19 protein-coding genes and 2 pseudogenes are annotated in these 16,853 nt (G+C 64.0%); 8 read left to right on the top strand and 13 right to left on the bottom strand.

Annotation, left to right across the window (positions count from 1 at the left end; all coding sequences use genetic code 11):
• Nucleotides 1-41 precede the first annotated feature (41 nt).
• Nucleotides 42-1,703 carry a thiamine pyrophosphate-binding protein gene (locus tag ABD704_RS13340; protein WP_344700181.1) on the top strand — a complete coding sequence of 554 codons (1,662 nt, stop codon included), beginning with the start codon at nt 42-44 and terminating at the stop codon, nt 1,701-1,703.
• On the opposite strand, the gene ABD704_RS13335 is transcribed toward ABD704_RS13340, so the two are convergent.
• Both ABD704_RS13335 and ABD704_RS13330 read right to left on the bottom strand, forming a co-directional pair.
• A complete protein-coding gene (locus ABD704_RS13335; protein WP_344700180.1) occupies nt 1,700-1,969 on the bottom strand; it encodes a hypothetical protein in 270 nt (89 codons plus the stop codon). The two genes, ABD704_RS13340 and ABD704_RS13335, sit on opposite strands and share 4 nt — an antisense overlap.
• 714 nt (nt 1,970-2,683) lie before the next feature.
• A pseudogene (locus ABD704_RS13330) lies at nt 2,684-3,312 on the bottom strand (protein-L-isoaspartate(D-aspartate) O-methyltransferase).
• Between the two features lie 73 nt (nt 3,313-3,385).
• Between ABD704_RS13330 and ABD704_RS13325 the strand changes: the two are divergent.
• Entirely contained in the window at nt 3,386-4,192 is an 807-nt protein-coding gene (locus ABD704_RS13325) for a class I SAM-dependent methyltransferase (RefSeq protein ID WP_344700179.1), read from the top strand.
• On the opposite strand, the gene ABD704_RS13320 is transcribed toward ABD704_RS13325, so the two are convergent.
• Nucleotides 4,185-4,976, bottom strand: coding sequence for a bifunctional sulfur carrier protein/thiazole synthase protein (locus tag ABD704_RS13320; protein ID WP_344700178.1), 792 nt, complete (start codon nt 4,974-4,976; stop codon nt 4,185-4,187). The genes ABD704_RS13325 and ABD704_RS13320 overlap by 8 nt on opposite strands.
• Nucleotides 4,977-5,195 carry a sulfur carrier protein ThiS gene (gene thiS / locus ABD704_RS13315; protein WP_344700177.1) on the bottom strand — a complete coding sequence of 73 codons (219 nt, stop codon included), beginning with the start codon at nt 5,193-5,195 and terminating at the stop codon, nt 4,977-4,979.
• Nucleotides 5,196-5,300: 105 nt separating this feature from the next.
• Here thiS and accB point away from each other — a divergent pair, with 105 nt between their 5' ends.
• Together accB and accC are read left to right on the top strand one after the other, a co-directional pair.
• Entirely contained in the window at nt 5,301-5,819 is a 519-nt protein-coding gene (gene accB, locus ABD704_RS13310; protein ID WP_344700176.1) for an acetyl-CoA carboxylase biotin carboxyl carrier protein, read from the top strand.
• 13 nt (nt 5,820-5,832) lie between these two features.
• On the top strand, nt 5,833-7,182 hold the full coding sequence (gene accC / locus ABD704_RS13305) for an acetyl-CoA carboxylase biotin carboxylase subunit (protein ID WP_344700175.1): 1,350 nt from the start codon (nt 5,833-5,835) through the stop codon (nt 7,180-7,182).
• A gap of 16 nt (nt 7,183-7,198) precedes the next feature.
• On the opposite strand, the gene ABD704_RS13300 is transcribed toward accC, so the two are convergent.
• Nucleotides 7,199-7,444, bottom strand: coding sequence for a GCG_CRPN prefix-to-repeats domain-containing protein (locus tag ABD704_RS13300; protein ID WP_344700174.1), 246 nt, complete (start codon nt 7,442-7,444; stop codon nt 7,199-7,201).
• Nucleotides 7,445-7,598: 154 nt separating this feature from the next.
• On the opposite strand from ABD704_RS13300, the gene ABD704_RS13295 reads away from it, so the two are divergent.
• Entirely contained in the window at nt 7,599-8,303 is a 705-nt protein-coding gene (locus tag ABD704_RS13295) for an energy transducer TonB family protein (protein WP_344700173.1), read from the top strand.
• Here ABD704_RS13295 and ABD704_RS13290 read toward each other — a convergent pair whose 3' ends face one another.
• Both ABD704_RS13290 and ABD704_RS13285 read right to left on the bottom strand, forming a co-directional pair.
• On the bottom strand, nt 8,304-9,686 hold the full coding sequence (locus ABD704_RS13290; RefSeq protein ID WP_344700172.1) for a L,D-transpeptidase family protein: 1,383 nt from the start codon (nt 9,684-9,686) through the stop codon (nt 8,304-8,306).
• 52 nt (nt 9,687-9,738) lie between these two features.
• Nucleotides 9,739-10,302, bottom strand: a complete 564-nt coding sequence (locus tag ABD704_RS13285) for a glycine zipper domain-containing protein (protein WP_344700171.1) — start codon at nt 10,300-10,302, stop codon at nt 9,739-9,741.
• A 200-nt stretch (nt 10,303-10,502) separates the two neighbouring features.
• On the opposite strand from ABD704_RS13285, the gene arsC reads away from it, so the two are divergent.
• Nucleotides 10,503-10,850 (top strand): arsenate reductase (glutaredoxin), encoded by a 348-nt coding sequence (gene arsC / locus ABD704_RS13280; RefSeq protein ID WP_344700170.1) that lies wholly within the window; start codon nt 10,503-10,505, stop codon nt 10,848-10,850.
• Here arsC and ABD704_RS13275 read toward each other — a convergent pair.
• Nucleotides 10,847-11,554 (bottom strand): DUF2853 family protein, encoded by a 708-nt coding sequence (locus tag ABD704_RS13275; RefSeq protein WP_344700169.1) that lies wholly within the window; start codon nt 11,552-11,554, stop codon nt 10,847-10,849. The two genes, arsC and ABD704_RS13275, sit on opposite strands and share 4 nt — an antisense overlap.
• A 179-nt stretch (nt 11,555-11,733) precedes the next feature.
• Here ABD704_RS13275 and aat point away from each other — a divergent pair, with 179 nt between their 5' ends.
• A complete protein-coding gene (gene aat, locus ABD704_RS13270; RefSeq protein WP_344700168.1) occupies nt 11,734-12,477 on the top strand; it encodes a leucyl/phenylalanyl-tRNA--protein transferase in 744 nt (247 codons plus the stop codon).
• 35 nt (nt 12,478-12,512) lie between these two features.
• Here aat and ABD704_RS13265 read toward each other — a convergent pair.
• From ABD704_RS13265 to ABD704_RS13245, 5 genes and pseudogenes are all read right to left on the bottom strand, one after another.
• A pseudogene (locus ABD704_RS13265) lies at nt 12,513-12,719 on the bottom strand (DUF2155 domain-containing protein); the annotation flags it as partial.
• A gap of 166 nt (nt 12,720-12,885) precedes the next feature.
• Nucleotides 12,886-13,269, bottom strand: coding sequence for an NADH:ubiquinone oxidoreductase subunit NDUFA12 (locus tag ABD704_RS13260; RefSeq protein ID WP_344700167.1), 384 nt, complete (start codon nt 13,267-13,269; stop codon nt 12,886-12,888).
• Nucleotides 13,270-13,314: 45 nt separating this feature from the next.
• A complete protein-coding gene (locus ABD704_RS13255; protein WP_344700166.1) occupies nt 13,315-13,683 on the bottom strand; it encodes a DUF192 domain-containing protein in 369 nt (122 codons plus the stop codon).
• Between the two features lie 86 nt (nt 13,684-13,769).
• On the bottom strand, nt 13,770-14,324 hold the full coding sequence (locus tag ABD704_RS13250) for a cold-shock protein (RefSeq protein WP_344700164.1): 555 nt from the start codon (nt 14,322-14,324) through the stop codon (nt 13,770-13,772).
• A gap of 90 nt (nt 14,325-14,414) precedes the next feature.
• Nucleotides 14,415-14,930, bottom strand: a complete 516-nt coding sequence (locus ABD704_RS13245) for a regulatory protein RecX (protein ID WP_344700162.1) — start codon at nt 14,928-14,930, stop codon at nt 14,415-14,417.
• Between the two features lie 143 nt (nt 14,931-15,073).
• Between ABD704_RS13245 and ABD704_RS13240 the strand changes: the two genes are divergently transcribed.
• Nucleotides 15,074-16,840 carry a fatty acyl-AMP ligase gene (locus ABD704_RS13240; protein ID WP_344700161.1) on the top strand — a complete coding sequence of 589 codons (1,767 nt, stop codon included), beginning with the start codon at nt 15,074-15,076 and terminating at the stop codon, nt 16,838-16,840.
• Nucleotides 16,841-16,853: the final 13 nt, after the last annotated feature.

Below are 16,853 nucleotides of genomic sequence, written 5' to 3'. Positions count from 1 at the left end.
GCGAGTTTGCCTGCCCGCCGCCAGCCGCTTAGAGCGCGCCCATGACCAAGCGCACAGGTGGCCGCATCCTCGTCGACCAGCTCCGCATCCAGGGCTGCGATCGCATCTTCACTGTCCCGGGCGAGAGCTTTCTCGCCGTACTCGACGCGCTTTACGACACGCCGGAAATCGACACGATCGTTTGCCGGCAGGAGGGCGGCGTCGCTTACATGGCCGATGCCGACGGAAAAATGACCGGCCGTCCGGGCATTGCCTTCGTCACACGCGGTCCGGGTGCAACCAATGCCAGCGCCGGCGTCCACGTCGCCTTCCAGGATTCGACACCGATGATCCTGTTCATCGGCGACGTCGCGCGTGGCGACCGCGACCGCGAGGGGTTCCAGGAGATCGACTTCCCTGCCTTCTTTGGGCCGATTGCCAAATGGGCCGCGCGGATCGAGGACGCGCGCCGCATCCCCGAGTATGTCGCGCGCGCCTATCGCGTCGCGACCGCGGGCCGTCCTGGCCCCATCGTGCTTGCCCTCCCCGAAGACATGCTGCGCGACGAGGTCGAGGCGCTCGATCGCCCGCGCGTCCCGCCGGTGGCCGAGGAACCCGATCCCGGCGCGGTCCAGGCGGCGTTTGAATTGCTCAAGGAAGCCGCGTCGCCGATCGCCATCGTCGGCGGTGCGGACTGGAGCCCCCGCGCGTCGCACCATTTCGCGAACTTCGCATTCCGCTACGGCATTCCCGTTGCCGCCGCGTTCCGGCGGCAGGACGCCATCTGCAACACGTGCCAGGTTTATGCCGGTCAGCTCGGTTACGGGCCCAACCCCAAGTTGCAGCAGCGCGTCCGCGACGCCGACCTCGTCATCGCCGTGGGAACGCGCCTCGGCGAGGCTACCACTGACGGCTATTCGCTCATCACGCCCGACCACCCTGGCCAGACGCTCGTCCACGTCCATCCCGACCCGAACGAGCTCGGGCGCGTCTATCATGCCGACCTGCCGATCTGCGCCGACATGGGCGAATTTGCGGAGATGATCGACGGCTGGATCGATCCCGACCTTGTTCGCTTCTCATGCGGCGAAGACGCGCACAAGGACTGGCTCGACTGGTCGGAGCCCAAGCCGCGAGACGACGTGAAGCTAGACCTCGGTCCATGCGTCGCGGCGATGCGCGAAAAGCTTCCGGAGAACACAATCGTCTGCAACGGCGCTGGCAATTTCTCCGGCTGGTGGCACCGCTACTGGCGCTATGGCCCGATGCCGACGCAGCTTGCGCCGACCAGCGGCACAATGGGCTACGGCCTTCCAGCCGCTGTAGCCGCAGCCATCCGCTTCAAGGATCGGCCGGTCGTGTGCGTCGCCGGAGACGGGGACTTTCTGATGAACGGGCAAGAGCTGGCGACGGCCGCGCAATATCGCGCCGACCTGCTCCTCGTGCTGGTCGACAACGGCAGCTACGGCACCATTCGCATGCACCAGGAGCGCGAATATCCTTCGCGCATTTCGGCAACACAGCTCCAGAATCCGGACTTTGCCGCATTGGCGCGCGCCTACGGGGCCTGGGCCGAAACGATCGAGAGCACCGATCAGTTCGCTCCCGCGCTGGACCGGGCCCTAGGTCAGAAGGGCACTCGCGTCCTTCATTGCCGCACTGACGTCGAGCAAATCAGCAACGCGACAACCATCACGAAGCTGCGCGAAAAGGCGAGGGCTTAATCGTCCTCGCCAAGCAGCGCGCGATTGTGCGCCGCCGGACAGCCGCCGATGCGGCTTCGCGGCATGAATTTGTCGTCGGGCGCAGGCTTTCCAAGCTCGAAAATCGGCGGCTTGCCGAGCTGCTCGATTAGCCTTTCGAGATCCTTGAAGTTGCCCGAAGCGAGCTTGTCGATCGGGACGTGGGGCGCGGCCGCGGCCTTGACCTGATGCGGCTCAAGATAATGAGCGGCCGCCCCATACTCGTCATCTAAAATCCAGTCGTCCACGACAGCTGCACCATGTTCGCTACCAACAACCGTGCAAGAACAACGACTGGAACGGGATTATTATTCCTTGATTGGAGGTCCGTTACGCATTGGGATTCTGTTCAAGCACACAACTGAACAGGCATGTCGTCGTTCGAGACAAATTCAATGCCAGAACTCAGGAAGTCATTAATCGCTCGCGCAAGGTCAGGACATGACAACGTCCTATCGTAAGCAAGTCTTCTCCAAGGATAATCTCGCTTCGAAGCAAGCCTGCTCTGGCCCGGTTGCGATGAAACATAAGAAATCAGTTCGTCCATAGGTTCATCGAAACTTCCAACGATGCCCTGAATGTTTCCCAACGCTCTTCCTCCCACCGAAGTTCGAACAGCTGTTTAGTTTCTGTTCTTGCCCCGCCACGGAGAAGACGACGATCGAGTGTGTTACGGAAGCCGCGGTTTGACGTTTATCGACTGGCCGTGCGCTCATGGCGATGAATGGCGTCATGACGTCAACTAAAGCTTAGAAAAGTCGTGATCCGGACGATTTCGGAGGCATCCCCAGTGAATGATCCACAGCTTATCCACAGGCTTTAGGGTTCTGTTAACCATGATCCGTGTCGAATCGGCACAGAATTGGCTGTCATGGATGCCTTGAACGGGAATTTTTCCGCAGGCGAGGACCCCAATAGGTCGGTCGGTCGCCGACTCCACCCCTTCGTGCCGGGCCGGTGGATTAGCCCGACGAAACGCTCCAGCCTTCCTCGCCGATAAGCGGAATGAAGCGAACGGCGCACAAGTCGGACTGCTTCACGCTTCCGTCGGGAGCTTTCACGACCTTGATGAGCCTCTGCACGCCGCTCGGACTGCCGACCGGCATGACGATCGTGCCGCCGGGCGCGAGCTGATTGACAAGGGTCATTGGCACATGACTTCCGCTCGCCGCGGCAAGGATCGCGTCATAGGGCGCCCGTTCGGGCCAGCTCCGCGTGCCGTCGCCCTCGACGATCTCGACATTCGAATAGCCGAGCCGCTCATCCGCTCGCGCGCCACCTCGACCAATTCATGCTGTCGCTCGATGCCGACGACCCTGGCGGCGACCCGGCTAATGAGGGCGGCGGCGTATCCGGACCCGGCACCCACCTCGAACACTCTCTGGCTCGGTGCAATGCCCCCTGCCTGGATCATCAGCGCGACGATATACGGCTGGGAGGTCGCCTGCCCCGCTTCGATCGGTAGCGGATGATCGCCATAGGCGAGATGCTCGTTCGCCGCGCTGACGAACTGCTCGCGCGGAACCTGCCGGAATGCGTCGAGAATATGCGGCTCGACGATGCCCCGCCGACGCTGCTGCCGCTCGACCATCGCCTCGCGAACTTGATCCAGGTTTGTCATTTTCCTGTTAGTCGGATTAAAGCCTAACCGGGGGGCACGTTTAATGACCGCGACCGACATCGTCTTTGCCGGATCGATTCCTGGCCTTTACGACCGCTATCTCGGGCCCTTGCTGTTCGAGCCATATGCGGCCGAAGTCGCGCGCCGCGCCGCCGCGCAGAAGCCCAAGCGCATTCTAGAGGTCGCTGCCGGAACGGGCATCGTCACCCAAGCCCTGCACCAGGCGCTGCCTCATGCGGAAATCGTCGCCACCGATCTTAATCCTGCGATGCTTGAGGTCGCGGCGCAGCGCGTCAGCTCGGACAAGGTCAGCTTCTCAGCCGCCGACGCGCTTCACTTGCCGTTCGACAGCGACAGTTTCGACCTCGTCGTCAGCCAGTTCGGAATCATGTTCTATCCCGACCGCGTGAAGGGCAATGCGGAGGCACGCCGGGTCCTTCGCGACGGCGGCCATTATTTCGCCCTGATCTGGGACCGGCTGGACCAGAACCCCGCTTCGCGAATCGCGCATGAAACGGTGGCCGGCCTCTACCCCGACGATCCGCCGACATTCCTCACGCGCACGCCTTTTGGTTATACCGACATTCCGACGATCGAGCGCGACATGCGGCTGGCGGGTTTCGAAACGCTTACGTGCGAAACGGTGCGGCTCGAGAGCCGGGCGGTTTCGGCGAACGACGCAGCAACCGGCTTGGTCGCGGGCAGTCCGTTGAGGAGTGAAGTCGAGGCGCGCGACGGCGAAGGATTGGATTCGGCCATTGTTGCCGTAGCCGAGGCGCTTCGCAGCCTTGAGCGGGACGGCCGGCTTGACTCACACCTTTCCGCGCATCTGGTGACGGCGACTAAATAAGCCCTGCCAGCGGGCTGGACGGGTCTGCGTAACGCCGCTTCTGCATCCGGCCCGACAGATAGGCGAGGCGCCCCGCCTCCACCGCTGCCTTCATCGCTTGCGCCATGAGCACCGGGTTCTTCGCCTCGGCGATGGCGGTGTTCATCAGCACGCCGTCGCACCCAAGCTCCATGGCCTGCGCCGCATCGCTCGCAGTGCCGACGCCTGCATCGACCAGCACCGGCACGTTTGCGCCCTCGACGATCAGCCGGATCGTCACGCGGTTCTGGATGCCAAGGCCCGAGCCGATCGGCGCGCCGAGCGGCATGATCGCCACCGCGCCCGCTTCCTCGAGCTGCTTCGCGGCAATCGGATCGTCGACACAATAGACCATCGGCTCGAAGCCCTCCTTCACGAGCACTTCCGTCGCGCGCAGCGTCTCGCGCATGTTCGGATATAGCGTCTTCGCTTCGCCCAGCACTTCGAGCTTCACGAGGTTCCAGCCGCCCGCCTCCCGCGCCAGGCGTAGCGTTCGGATCGCATCCTCGGCAGTGAAACAGCCTGCTGTATTGGGCAGATATGTCGTCTTCTTGGGGTCGATGAAATCGGTCAGCATCGGCTGCGTTGGATCGGAGATATTCACCCGCCGCACCGCGACCGTGACGATCTCCGCGCCGGACGCCTCGACCGCCGCCGCATTCTCCTCGAGGCTCTTGTACTTGCCGGTCCCGACGATCAGCCGCGACGTGAAGGTGCGCCCGGCAACGGTCCACGTGTCCGCCTTGATGTCACGCTGCGCCGTCACTCAACCGCCTCCAACGAAATGCACGATTTCAAAGTCGTCGCCGTCCTCGACGCAAACGCTGTCGAGCGTCCCGCGCGGCACGATCTCCAGGTTACGCTCGACCGCCACGCGCAAGGGATCGAGCCCGAGCTCGTTCAGCATTTCGGCGACGCTCAGCGGCCCCATCACCCGGCGGTGCTCACCGTTGACGCGGATTCCAAGGCTTCCATCGAGGCTCATGACTGTGGCCCATAGGAGCGCCGCCAGCCCTCGCCAAGCCGGTTCAGGGTGGACGCGGAGCGCTTCGTCTGACAGAGCACGCCGCACGCAAACATGGGAAGTAAAATGGTTTCACCGAAGGATCCCTCTGGCTCCGGCGACAAGAGCGCGATGCGCATCGACCCATCGCTGGTCCGCGAACTCGCCGAGCTCCTCGACAGCAACGAGCTGACTGAGATCGAAGTCGAGGACGGCGACCGCCGCATCAAGGTCAAGCGCGAGCCCGCGAAGATCATCTCGGCCGCCGCGCATACCGCCGCGCCGATGATTGCCGCGCCTGCGCTCACCGGCCCGCCAGCGCACGCCAAGGAAGATCTAGGCGCATCGGCGGTAGGATCCGACGACGTTTCCGGCGAGAACGTGAAGTCGCCGATGGTCGGCACCGCATTCCTTTCTCCGGAACCGGGCGCGAAGCCTTTTGTGGAGGTCGGCGATAACGTGAAGGAAGGCGACACATTGCTCATCGTCGAAGCGATGAAGGTGATGAACCCGATCACCGCGCCCACCGGTGGGGTCATCAAGAAAATCATGATCAGCGACGGCCAGCCGGTCGAGTTCGACCAGCCCCTCGTCATCATCGGCTAAGGCCGCGACCAGTATGAAAATCCAGAAGCTGCTGATCGCCAACCGGGGCGAGATCGCGCTGCGCATTCATCGCGCCTGCCACGAAATGGGCATCAAGACGGTGGCCGTTCACTCGACCGCCGATTCCGACGCCATGCACGTGCGCCTTGCCGACGAGACCGTCTGCATCGGCCCGCCGCCGGCGACCGAATCCTATCTCAACATTCCGAACATCATTTCGGCCGCCGAGATCGTGCACGCCGACGCCATCCACCCAGGCTACGGATTCCTGTCCGAGAACGCGCAATTCGCGGAGATCGTCGAAAGCCACAACATCATTTGGGTCGGCCCGAAGCCCGAGCATATCCGGACGATGGGCGACAAGATCGAGGCAAAGCGGACCGCCGCCAAGCTCGGCCTGCCGCTTGTGCCGGGCTCCGCCGGTGCGATCGAGAGCGTCGCGCAGGCGAAGGAGCTTGCCGCCGACATCGGCTATCCCGTCCTGATCAAGGCCGCCTCGGGCGGCGGCGGTCGCGGCATGAAGGTCGTGCCTGACGAAGACCAGCTCGAGAGCCTGATGAGCCAAGCCGCTTCCGAAGCGCGCTCCGCATTCGGCGACGACACGGTCTACATGGAGAAATATCTCGCCGACCCGCGCCACATTGAATTCCAGGTGTTCGGCGACGGCAACGGCGAAGCGATTCACCTCGGCGAGCGCGACTGTTCGCTGCAGCGCCGCCACCAGAAGGTGCTCGAAGAAGCGCCCTCCCCCGTCATCACGCCGGGCGAACGCGAGCGCATGGGCGAAATCGTCCGCAAGGCGATGGCCGAGATGGGCTATCGCGGCGCCGGCACCATCGAGTTCCTCTTTGAGAACGGGGAGTTCTACTTCATCGAGATGAACACCCGGCTGCAGGTCGAGCATCCGGTGACGGAGATGATCAGCGGCATCGACCTCGTGCGCGAGCAGATCCGCGTCGCCTCGGGCGAAGGCCTCTCCTGCACGCAGGACCAGGTCCATCTCCACGGCCACGCGATCGAATGCCGCATCAATGCCGAGGATCCCGAGACCTTCGCGCCTTCGCCGGGCCTGGTGAAGAATTATGTCGCGCCCGGCGGCATGCACGTGCGCGTCGATAGCGGGCTCTACACCGGCTATCGGGTGCCGCCCTATTACGACAGCATGATCGGAAAGCTGATCGTCTACGGCTCCAACCGCGACAGCTGTATCCGCCGCCTGAAGCGCGCACTCGAGGAATTTGTGGTGGAGGGCATGAAGACGACCATTCCGCTGCACCAGAAACTGGTGCGTGATCCCGAGTTCCTCGCCGGGAATTACACGATCAAATGGTTGGAGCAGTGGCTAGCCCGCAACGCGGAATAGCCACTGCTGCCAGGCCTTAGCGGGAATAGATCCAGATCCCGTTGTGACGGTGCCGTCGATGGTACCAGCCGTTACGGTACCAATATCCCTGGCCGGCGTAATAACGACCTTCCATATAGCGAGCGTGCGTACCCTTGTTCGCGCGGCACATGCCGTTCGGCGTACGGTGAAAGTCGCGGCCGCAGCCCTCACGAGCTTGAGCCGGCGCGGGAGCAACCGTCGCGACGAGCGCCGCAGCGCCAAGTGCAATCAGACTCTTCATCCCTCATTCTCCATCCGTTACCGAACCCGGAACGATGTGCGACGTTGCGCTGTTCCATTAATTGACGTTCAGCTTCGGCACGCCGGTACCCGGCGGCGACGGGGCAGTGCTAAACCTTGTGGCGCAACCCAGGTTATCGGTGACGCAGACAAGCATGTCGAGTTATCGTGGAACAGCCGACCGGCCGGACCAGGCAAGGGCCATCGCGGCCGTCGTCGCCGTCCATGTCGCGCTCGCGGCGATCATCGTCAGCGGCCTCAATGTCCGGATCGTGAGCAAGGTGGTCGAGCAGTTCACGACCATCGACGTCCGAGAGCCTCCCCCGCCACCGGTGCAGCCGCCGCCTCCGGCGCCAAGGCAGCAACCGGCGAAGAGGCCCGCCGGCGCGCCCGCGAAGAAAGCGGAGGCCGCGCCGATCGTGGCGCCGCAGCCAAGATTGCCGCTGCCCTCGCCCATCCCAGCCGCCAAAGTCGCGGGCATCGGCAGCGCGCCGAATTCGGGCGCCGCAGTCGCCGGCACCGGCACTGGCGCGGGCGGAAGCGGCAATGGCCCCGGTGGAGGCGGTGCAGCGGATTTCTCCCGCTACACGCCGCCGGCACTGCTCCGGAACCTCGGGCGTGGCGATTATAGGCTGATAGGCGCGGACCGGCTGCCGCGCGGCGGCGCCATGGTCTCGCTCAGGATCGAACCGACCGGCGTTCCGACCAACTGCCGCATCGTGCGATCGAGCGGCGACCCCTACGTCGATCAGGGATTATGCCCGCTCATCGTCCAGCGCCTGCGCTTTCGGCCGGCACTCGACGACCAGAGACGCCCGATCCCCTATCAGCTGCAATATGTCGCGACGTGGAGCCTCTGATCAGCGGCTGACGCTGATCACCGCACCCGCATCCGACTGCGACTTCGCAAGCCGCGCCGCATCGCGCCCGTAGACGTCGTCGAAATAAGCGATCGACGAGCCGTCCGATGCCGGCATGGCGGTGAGGTAGGTGATGTAGACCGGCACCGGGTTCTTCAGCGGCACCATTTCCTCGGTGCTCGCGCTTTCCCAGTCGAGGTCGCGGCCGAACAGCCAACGGCCTAGCCGCGCCGCATCCTCGAGCCGCACGCAACCGCCGCTGTAGAGCCGCGACGCCTCGGTGAAGAGCTCGCGTTCCGGATTGTCGTGCAGGTACACGCCCGCCTCGTTGGGGAACATGAACTTCATGCGGCCCATCGAATTGTGGGGACCCGGCAACTGGCGCATCAGCACTTCGGCCTTGCCCGCCGCCACGGCCTTCCAGTCGACTGTCTTGGGGTCGATGATCTGCGCGTCGGCGGTCCAGTCGGACAGCACCTGATAGCCCAGGTCGTCGAGATATTTCATGCCCTGCTTCACGACCTTCGGCGCAATGCGCTCGGCGGCGAGATCGGGCGGAACAAACCAATAAGGGTTGAGGCTGGCGAACCGCACGTAGGCGGTCATCATCGGCGTCGGATATTTCGGCTTGCCGACAACCACGACCATGGAGTCGGCCTGCTTGCCGTCTTCATATGTGTAGAGCCGCTGCTGCGCCGCGTTGACCAGGATGTAGCGCTGCTTGCCGGCTGGAAGCGTGCGGGCGCGTTCTAGGTTCACGGTAAGAAGCTGCCGCTCCTTGTCGCTTGCGAACGTGTGGTTCGACAGCGCCTGGCGGAGCTCGCCGTAAATCGGGTTCATCCAGCCGAGCTGGCGAAGATAGCCGCTCAGCGACGGCGCATTCGATGCACCGATCAGTGCGGCAAGCGCTGATGGCGGTACCGGCTTCAGCGAAGGATCGACGTACAGAATGCCAAGCCCAGGATCACGGCGCGTGTCGTTGACGTAAGCGACGAATGCTTCGGAGAGCATGCGGTCGGCAGAGGCAACGTCCTTCGGCTTCCCCGCACGCGCGAGTTCAACCGCATGCTGCAGCCCGGCGACATGGTATTTTTCGGGGTCGAGCCCATCGAGGCTCGCGGAGCTTAGCAGCGAGATAAGCTGGTCGGCTGCGTCACCCGCTTTGGTCGCGAGCCACAGCGGCGCGCCTTGGCGCAGGCGATAGAAATCATCCACGCTTTGCCCAAGGCGCACTGGCGCTGCCTTGGCGACGGTTGGCGCCGGTGCGGCGTGGGCAGCAGAAAGCGGCGCCGCGGCGAGCACCAGGCCTGCCGCAGCCGCCGCTGCCTTGAAAGTAAAGTGCACCGGCGCGAAGCCGGTGCACTGTCTACGCGAACTGATCACTTGTTCTCCGTCCGAAGGGTACCGTCAAAATACCACTTTGACGGGACCAAGTTTAGCCGCGTTCACCGCTGCGGGTGGGTGGCGGCGAGGCCATCGGGGCCGGGGCCGCACCAGCCGGCGCGCCCTGATAGTATTGCCCGTTGTAGACGTATCCGTCCACCTGGCCGTCATTGTTGCGATCGGCCCAGACTGCGCCGGCGAGACCGCCGACAGCCGCACCGATCACCGCGCCCTGAAGGACGCTGACGCCCGGGATGAGCGCGCCGGCGGCTGCGCCGAGCGCTGCACCGCCGAGAGCGCCGGTCGCCGCGCTGCCGAGAACGCTGCGCGTGCCCGGATCGTAGCCCGACGGGGTACCGGTGTAATATTGGCCGTTCTGAATGTAGCCGTCGACGTATCCGTCGTTGTTGTTGTCGGCCCACACAGCGCCGGCGAGACCGCCGATCGCGGCGCCAACAGCGGCACCTTGAATCACGCTCACGCCCGGAACCACCGCGCCCACTGCGGCGCCGCCGGCCGCGCCGATGGCGGCATCCTGCGCCACGCGCGGGTTGCTTGCGCATGCGCCGAGGGTCATGGTCGTTGCGAGGGTGAGGGTAAGGACTGATTTATGCATCGCTCTGTCTCCCGTTCAGTTGAGCTGCCGGAACACGCCGTGCGCCATCGCTTCCGCAGACGGCGGGCATGTTACGGGGGCTGGAACGACGATCTGGGCGCATCGTTCCGCAACCGCGACAACAACGTCCTCAGAATGCGCGAAACTCGCGTTAAATGTATGTTTAACCTGTTGAATCACTGTCAGGAACAACTCGGTTCATGAAAGCAACAATTTATCACAATCCGATGTGTGGAACGTCTCGCAAGACGCTCGAAATCTTGCGCGACGGGGGCTTCGACGTGTGGATTCGCGAATATATGAAGATTCCGCCGACCCGGGACGAACTAGTCCGCCTATACGACCGCGCCGGCATTACCCCCCGCGAAGGCCTGCGCGCCAAGGAGCCGCTGGCGGAGGAGCTCGGGCTGAACCGGCCCGACGTCAGCGACGATGAAGTGCTCGACGCGATGATCAAGCACCCGATCCTAATCAATCGCCCGCTCGTCGAGACCGAGAAGGGCGTTCGCCTCTGCCGTCCGCAGGAAACGGTGCGCGAAATACTCTAGCGGTTTTGCCACCACAGGAAGGCAGCAATTGCGACGACCACGAGGATCAGCCACGGCCACCATCTGAACCCACCGCTCTTTTCCTCCTCGACCAGTGGCACCGATGAAGTTTCGGCAAGCGTTGAGCGGATTGGATTGGGGGGAGGCGGAGGAACGCCATTGCTGACCTTCCGGCCGAACGACGTCGGGGCAACCGGTTCCGGCGGCACGGTCCGGGGAGCGTCTGCCGCAAAGGCGGGGCTGCTGCTCGTATCCGAAATCGATGGAGCCTCACTCGGCGCATCCTCAACTTGCGTCGCAGGCGCCTCAGGCGCCGAAGGCTCCGCAGCTGGTGCGGCAGCAACGACATCGTCGCCCTTCGGCGCGGCCTTGGCTCGCGGCGCCTTGCGGAAGGCATCGTGGCGGTCGAAGGCCTGCGAGAGCAGGTAGTAAACCGTCACACGGTTCTTGCTGTTGTCGCCATTCATCCGCTCGCCAACGGCATTGATCGCGACGTTCAGCTCATCATCCGGTTGCTCGAGCCCGAGCTTCTTTTTGAGGAAGTTGTTGCGCACTCGCGCGACCTCGTCATCGCTCGAGAAGGACACCAGCGCGGAATCGCGCTTGCGCAGGGCAATGCCGCAATAGCGGACGATGCCCGCCACGACGTCCGGGTCAGCATCCGGATCATATTTCTGAACGTCTGACAGCCAGTCTTCAGCCATGATGCCGACCCCCTGTGACTAGTTAGTTCGTGGGCAGTCTCGTGAATAAGCTAGAACAGGTTCTTTAGAACGCCGCACTGGCGCTCACTCATGTACAGGCCGCAACAAACTGCCGTTGACCACCCTCAAGGTCAACAGGAGGTTCCATCCGCGCCTTACCGCCACGATATTGGACTGCGATGAGTCGCCTCGATCCCCGCCTTTTGCTTCAGGGCTACGCCACCGGCATCTTTCCGATGGCCGACAGCCGCGAGGCGGACGAGCTGTTCTGGGTCGAGCCACGCAACCGCGCGATCATCCCTCTCGACCGCTTTCACGTCTCACGGTCGCTCAACCGCACCATCAGGTCCGACAAGTTCGCCGTTACGCGCGACCGCGATTTCGCCGCGGTCATCACCGCCTGCGCCGATCGCGAGGAGACCTGGATCAACGCCGAACTGGAACGCGCGATGCTGGCGCTCCATGGCTCGGGCCACGCACATTCGATCGAGGTCTGGCAGGGCGATGCGTTGGTCGGCGGCCTTTACGGCGTTAAGCTCGGGCGAGCCTTCTTCGGCGAAAGCATGTTCAGCCGGACGACGGACGCGTCGAAGGTCGCGCTTGCGTGGCTGGTAGCGCGAATGCGCACCGGCAATTTCACCCTGCTCGACTGTCAATTCATGACCGACCATCTCGCCTCGCTGGGCGCGGTCAGCGTGTCGCGCGACACTTACGTCGCGTTGCTTTCTGCAGCACTAGGTGCGGTCGGCGGCGCAGCGGGAGTCTCAGGCGTTCCAGGCGCAGACGTCGCGGGCTTCGCCCCGGCCGTCGACGGCCCGCCCGATTTCGGCGCGCTCGACCGGCTGCTGGAACTTGCCGGCGCGGCAGTCGCCGCCGGCCCAGCCGGGTACGTCATCTCGCAGCTTTTGGGCCAGACGTCGTAGACCGGGTGCTCGACGACGTTGAGGGACGGCGATTCCTTGTAGAGCCAGCCTGAAAAGACGCGATTCCAGGTCTTGTCGGGCTTCTGCACGTCGACCTGGACGAATGCGCCGGTAAGCTTCTCTTCTTCCCACGGCGCCGACGTCTCGCAGGCGCGTAGCCGCACCAACAGGTCTTTCCAGCGCACCGACTGACCCGGCCGAAGCGCGACATCCTTCACGATACCGTTGCGCTTGTTGAGCATGCCGAGCACTGCGACGCGCTGCGCCATCGGCGTGACGCCGCCCTGCCCGGCCGCCGTCGCCGGCGCCTGGCGCGCAGCCGGCGCCGCTTGATTCTGCTGCTGCTGACCGCCGCGCGAGCAGGCGGCGGCAGCGAGCGCGAGTGACAATGCGACGGAGCGCTTCACCTTATTCCGGGATCCAGGGCTCATAATCGCCGGTCGAAGCCGGGCGGATCTTGCCTGAGCCTAGCGCACCGTCAGGCCGGAACGCTGCCATCGTGCCCGTCAGGTTGGGCGTCGGATCCTTCTGAAACTTGCGGACTGGCGGAAGCGCCTTGCTCGGAACGTCCTCGATCGTGCCCTTGAGCCACGCCTGCCAGCCAGGCGGAACGCGGCTGCCGTCGTTGGATCCGTCGTAGATCACCCAGCGGCGATTCGGGTTCTTCTTGTCGGCATAATAAACGTTGCCGAGATCGTCCTTGCCGACCTCGTCGCCGAAGCGCCGCGTGAAGAGCGACGTTCCCCACGTCGCGCCGTTCCACCAGGTGAATGTTTTGGACCAGAAACCCATGGGTGCGTGCCTGTGCCGCGTCGGAGCGGTGGAAGCAAGACTAAGCTATTGCCGCCACTCGGCCCTGTCGCCCTCGGCGATACCAAGTTCCGCCGCGCGGCCGCCACGGATTTCGAGAACGCCGGTGATCGGCTCGCCTGACGGGACCGGAGTCAGGTCTAGCGCCTTGGCATTGCTGATCCGCGCGATCGTGCCGTCGGCACGGATGAAAATGATATCGAGCGGGATGAGCGTGTTCTTCATCCAGAAGGCGACGGACTGCGCCGGCTGGTACGGGAAGATCATGCCGCAGTCGCCGGCCAGCGACTTGCGGAACATCAAGCCCCGCTCCTGCTCTTCCGGCGTCGCTGCAATTTCGACCTTGAAGCGGTGGTCGCCGTTCTTCGAATGAACGGTCAGCATGGTTTCAGCCAAGCCCGTCTGGCCCTGTTCTTCTGCTGGGAAATTTTGTGCCGGCGCTTGGGGGCTGCACGCCGCGAGGGCGGCAGCAGCAAGCGCGCCTAAGCTTCGAAGTCGTTTGTGAGCCGGAGCTCGACGGCCGTCAGGCCCTTGCCGCTCGGCGCGATCCGCGCTTCCAGCGGCTGTCCCGGCTGCAAGTCGCCGAGATGCGCATGGCGGACCGTCTCCATGTGGACGAACACATCCTCGCCGCCCGATTCGTCGGGCCGCTTCACGAAACCGTAGCCGCGCACGCGGTTGAACCATTTGACCTCCACCGGCTCAAACTCACCGGCCGCATCGGCAAGCGCCTTGCGGTCAGATCGTTCGGCGGGAGAGATGGACGAGCGCGGCGGCTGCGGCAAGGCAGCGCTGAGATCGATGGAGATGACCCGCTTCGCTTGCAGCCCGCGTTCCTGCTTCACCGGCACGACCTCGATCAGCGCCCCTTCCGGAACGCTGCGGCGGCCATGCTCGCGAAGCACGCTGAAATGGAGCAGCACGTCACCTTCGATCCCGTCGCAGACGAGGAACCCGAAACCACGGGTCGCATCGAACCATTTCACCCGGCCGGTGACCGCAGGCAGCTCCGCTGCGGATGTGTCTTCGTGTTCCATCTTAGGCTGGGGTGAGGGTTCTACGAGCTTTGCGGAAGCGTTTGCCACGGAGGCCTTATTAGCATCGATGTGAGTGTCGGCAAACCGACTTTAAGCGCAATTAAACGTCAGTTTTTCCAAAACCTGATCGATGTTAGCATCATTTGCGGAGTCAAGTGCTAAAATTGCTTGGGCAATCCTGTATCCGTGGCCAGCCCGAACCATCGCGGCCAGCGCTTTTTCCCGCGTTGTAGTTTGTTTCTCCACACTCGGCGCGAACGGCCCGAATCGCCGACGTTTGGCGAAGCGCAGCGCGGCGACGACCGCTTCTTCGTCGGCGAGACCGCGAGCCGATACGCTTTCGTCCTCGTTCACGCCCGCCGCGTGAAGCGCATCGAGCAGCCGCCGTTTCCCATAGCCCCGCGCCGACAGTGAGCGCGACTTGGCAAGCGCGAACGCCTCGTCGTTGACGTAGCCTAGCTCGGCGAACCGATCGGCGATCTGCGTGAAATCCGGCTCGCTCGCCCCCTCCCAACCGCGTTCGCTAATTTTTCGCGCTAGGTAGGATCGCAGCTTGGCGCGCGTCGTCGCGAACCGCCCGACATAGCGCAGCGCGAGCTCGTTCAAGGCCGCTTCATCAAGCGGCTTTAGGGATCGGCGCGTTCTCGTCGGTTTCATGGCGCCCTTTTTGTGCCATAGTCCCCGACCATCAGGAACTGCCGCGTCGAGGGGTGCGGACGACGAACGAAATTCAACATGGAAGGGACGGCGTGCTCGACCGCAACGCCTCAACGGAAACCGAGCTTGCCCCCCCGGGCGCCACGGCCACTTTCGACACGCATCCACGCCGGCTCGCGGATTTCGCGACGCTTGGCGATGCGCTCGACTATGCGGCGGCTGGCCGCTGCGGGCTCAACTTTCATGATGCTCGAGGAACGCTGACACGCGCTTTCCCCTATGCGGAGCTGCGCGACGCGGCGCTAGATTATGCACGCCGTTTCGTCGCCCTTGGCATAAAGCCGGGCGACCGCATTGCGCTGATTGCGGAGACCGGCCCCGAATTCGCAATCTGCTTCTTCGGCGCTGTTTACGCCGGCGCTTGGCCGGTGCCGCTGCCGCTGCCGACCAGCTTCGGCGGCCGCGAGGCCTATGTCGATCAGCTCGGCGTCCAGCTCAACAGCTGCGATCCGGCCCTGCTCCTCTTTCCGCCGGAGCTCGCCGAATTCTGCAGCGCTGCGGCCGCCAATGCGAAGGTGACGTCGCGCGACTGGGATTCGCTCGCCGAGATCGAGCCCGCCGCCGGTGAACTGCCGAAAGCCGACCCGGACGACATCGCCTATCTTCAATATTCGAGCGGATCGACGCGCTTCCCGCACGGCGTTGCCGTCACCCATCGCGCATTGCTCGACAATCTTCGTGCCCATGGCATCGGCTTGAAAGTCGAAGATGGAGACCGCGTGATCTCCTGGCTGCCATGGTATCACGACATGGGTCTCGTCGGTTGCTTCCTGTCGCCGGTCGCGATGCAGATGTCGGTCGATTATCTGAAGACCGAGGATTTCGCGCGCCGGCCGCTCGCCTGGCTCGACATGATCACGCGCAATCCGGGCACGTCGGTCAGCTATTCGCCGACCTTCGGCTACGACATTTGCTCGCGCCGGATGAGCTCGCAGACGCGGGCCGAAGATCGCTTCGATCTGTCGCGCTGGCGGATCGCCGGCAATGGCGCCGACATGATCCGCCCGGACGTCATGCAAGCCTTCGTCGATAGCTTCGACGCGGCCGGCTTCGAGGCCTCGGCCTTCTGCCCGAGCTACGGCCTTGCCGAAGCGACGCTGGCGGTATCCCTGATGCCGCCGGGCGAAGGCATCCGCCTCGAGCTGGTCGAAGAGAATGAATTGTCGGGCGGCCTGCCCGGAGACGATGAGCGCCCTCGCCGCTATCGCGCGGTCGTCAATTGCGGAAAGCCGGTCACCGGAATGGAGGTCGAGATCCGCGGGCCTGCCGGCGAAGAGCTTCCTGATCGCGGTATCGGCAAGGTCTATGTGCGTGGGCTCAGCGTCATGCACAGCTACTTCCGCGACGAAGAATCGACGAAGGCCTGCCTCAGCGACGACGGTTGGCTGGATACCGGCGACATGGGCTACATGTCGAAGGGCTACATCTTCATCGTCGGCCGCGCCAAAGACATGATCATCATCAATGGGCGCAACCACTGGCCGCAGGACATCGAATGGGCGGTCGAGCAGCTGCCCGGCTTCAAGTCCGGCGACATCGCCGCCTTCGCGATCACCGGCCCGAGCGGCGAAGAGACGCCCGCCGTCCTCGTCCACTGCCGCGTGTCAGGCAATGAGGAGCGCGGACGCCTGCGCGATGAGATCCGCGAGCGGGTTCGCGCGATCACCGGGATCACGCCAGTCGTCGAGCTGGTGCCGCCGCGGACTTTGCCGCGCACCAGCTCGGGCAAGCTGTCGCGGACCAAGGCGCGAAATCTCTACCTAAGCGGCGAGATCCAGCCCTACGACATTGCCGCGTAGCCGTAGCCGGCCC

Origin of the sequence: Sphingomonas limnosediminicola (genome assembly GCF_039537965.1) — a bacterium.
Classification (GTDB): domain Bacteria; phylum Pseudomonadota; class Alphaproteobacteria; order Sphingomonadales; family Sphingomonadaceae; genus Sphingomicrobium; species Sphingomicrobium limnosediminicola.
This window is presented reverse-complemented; position numbering and strand designations above follow the sequence as displayed.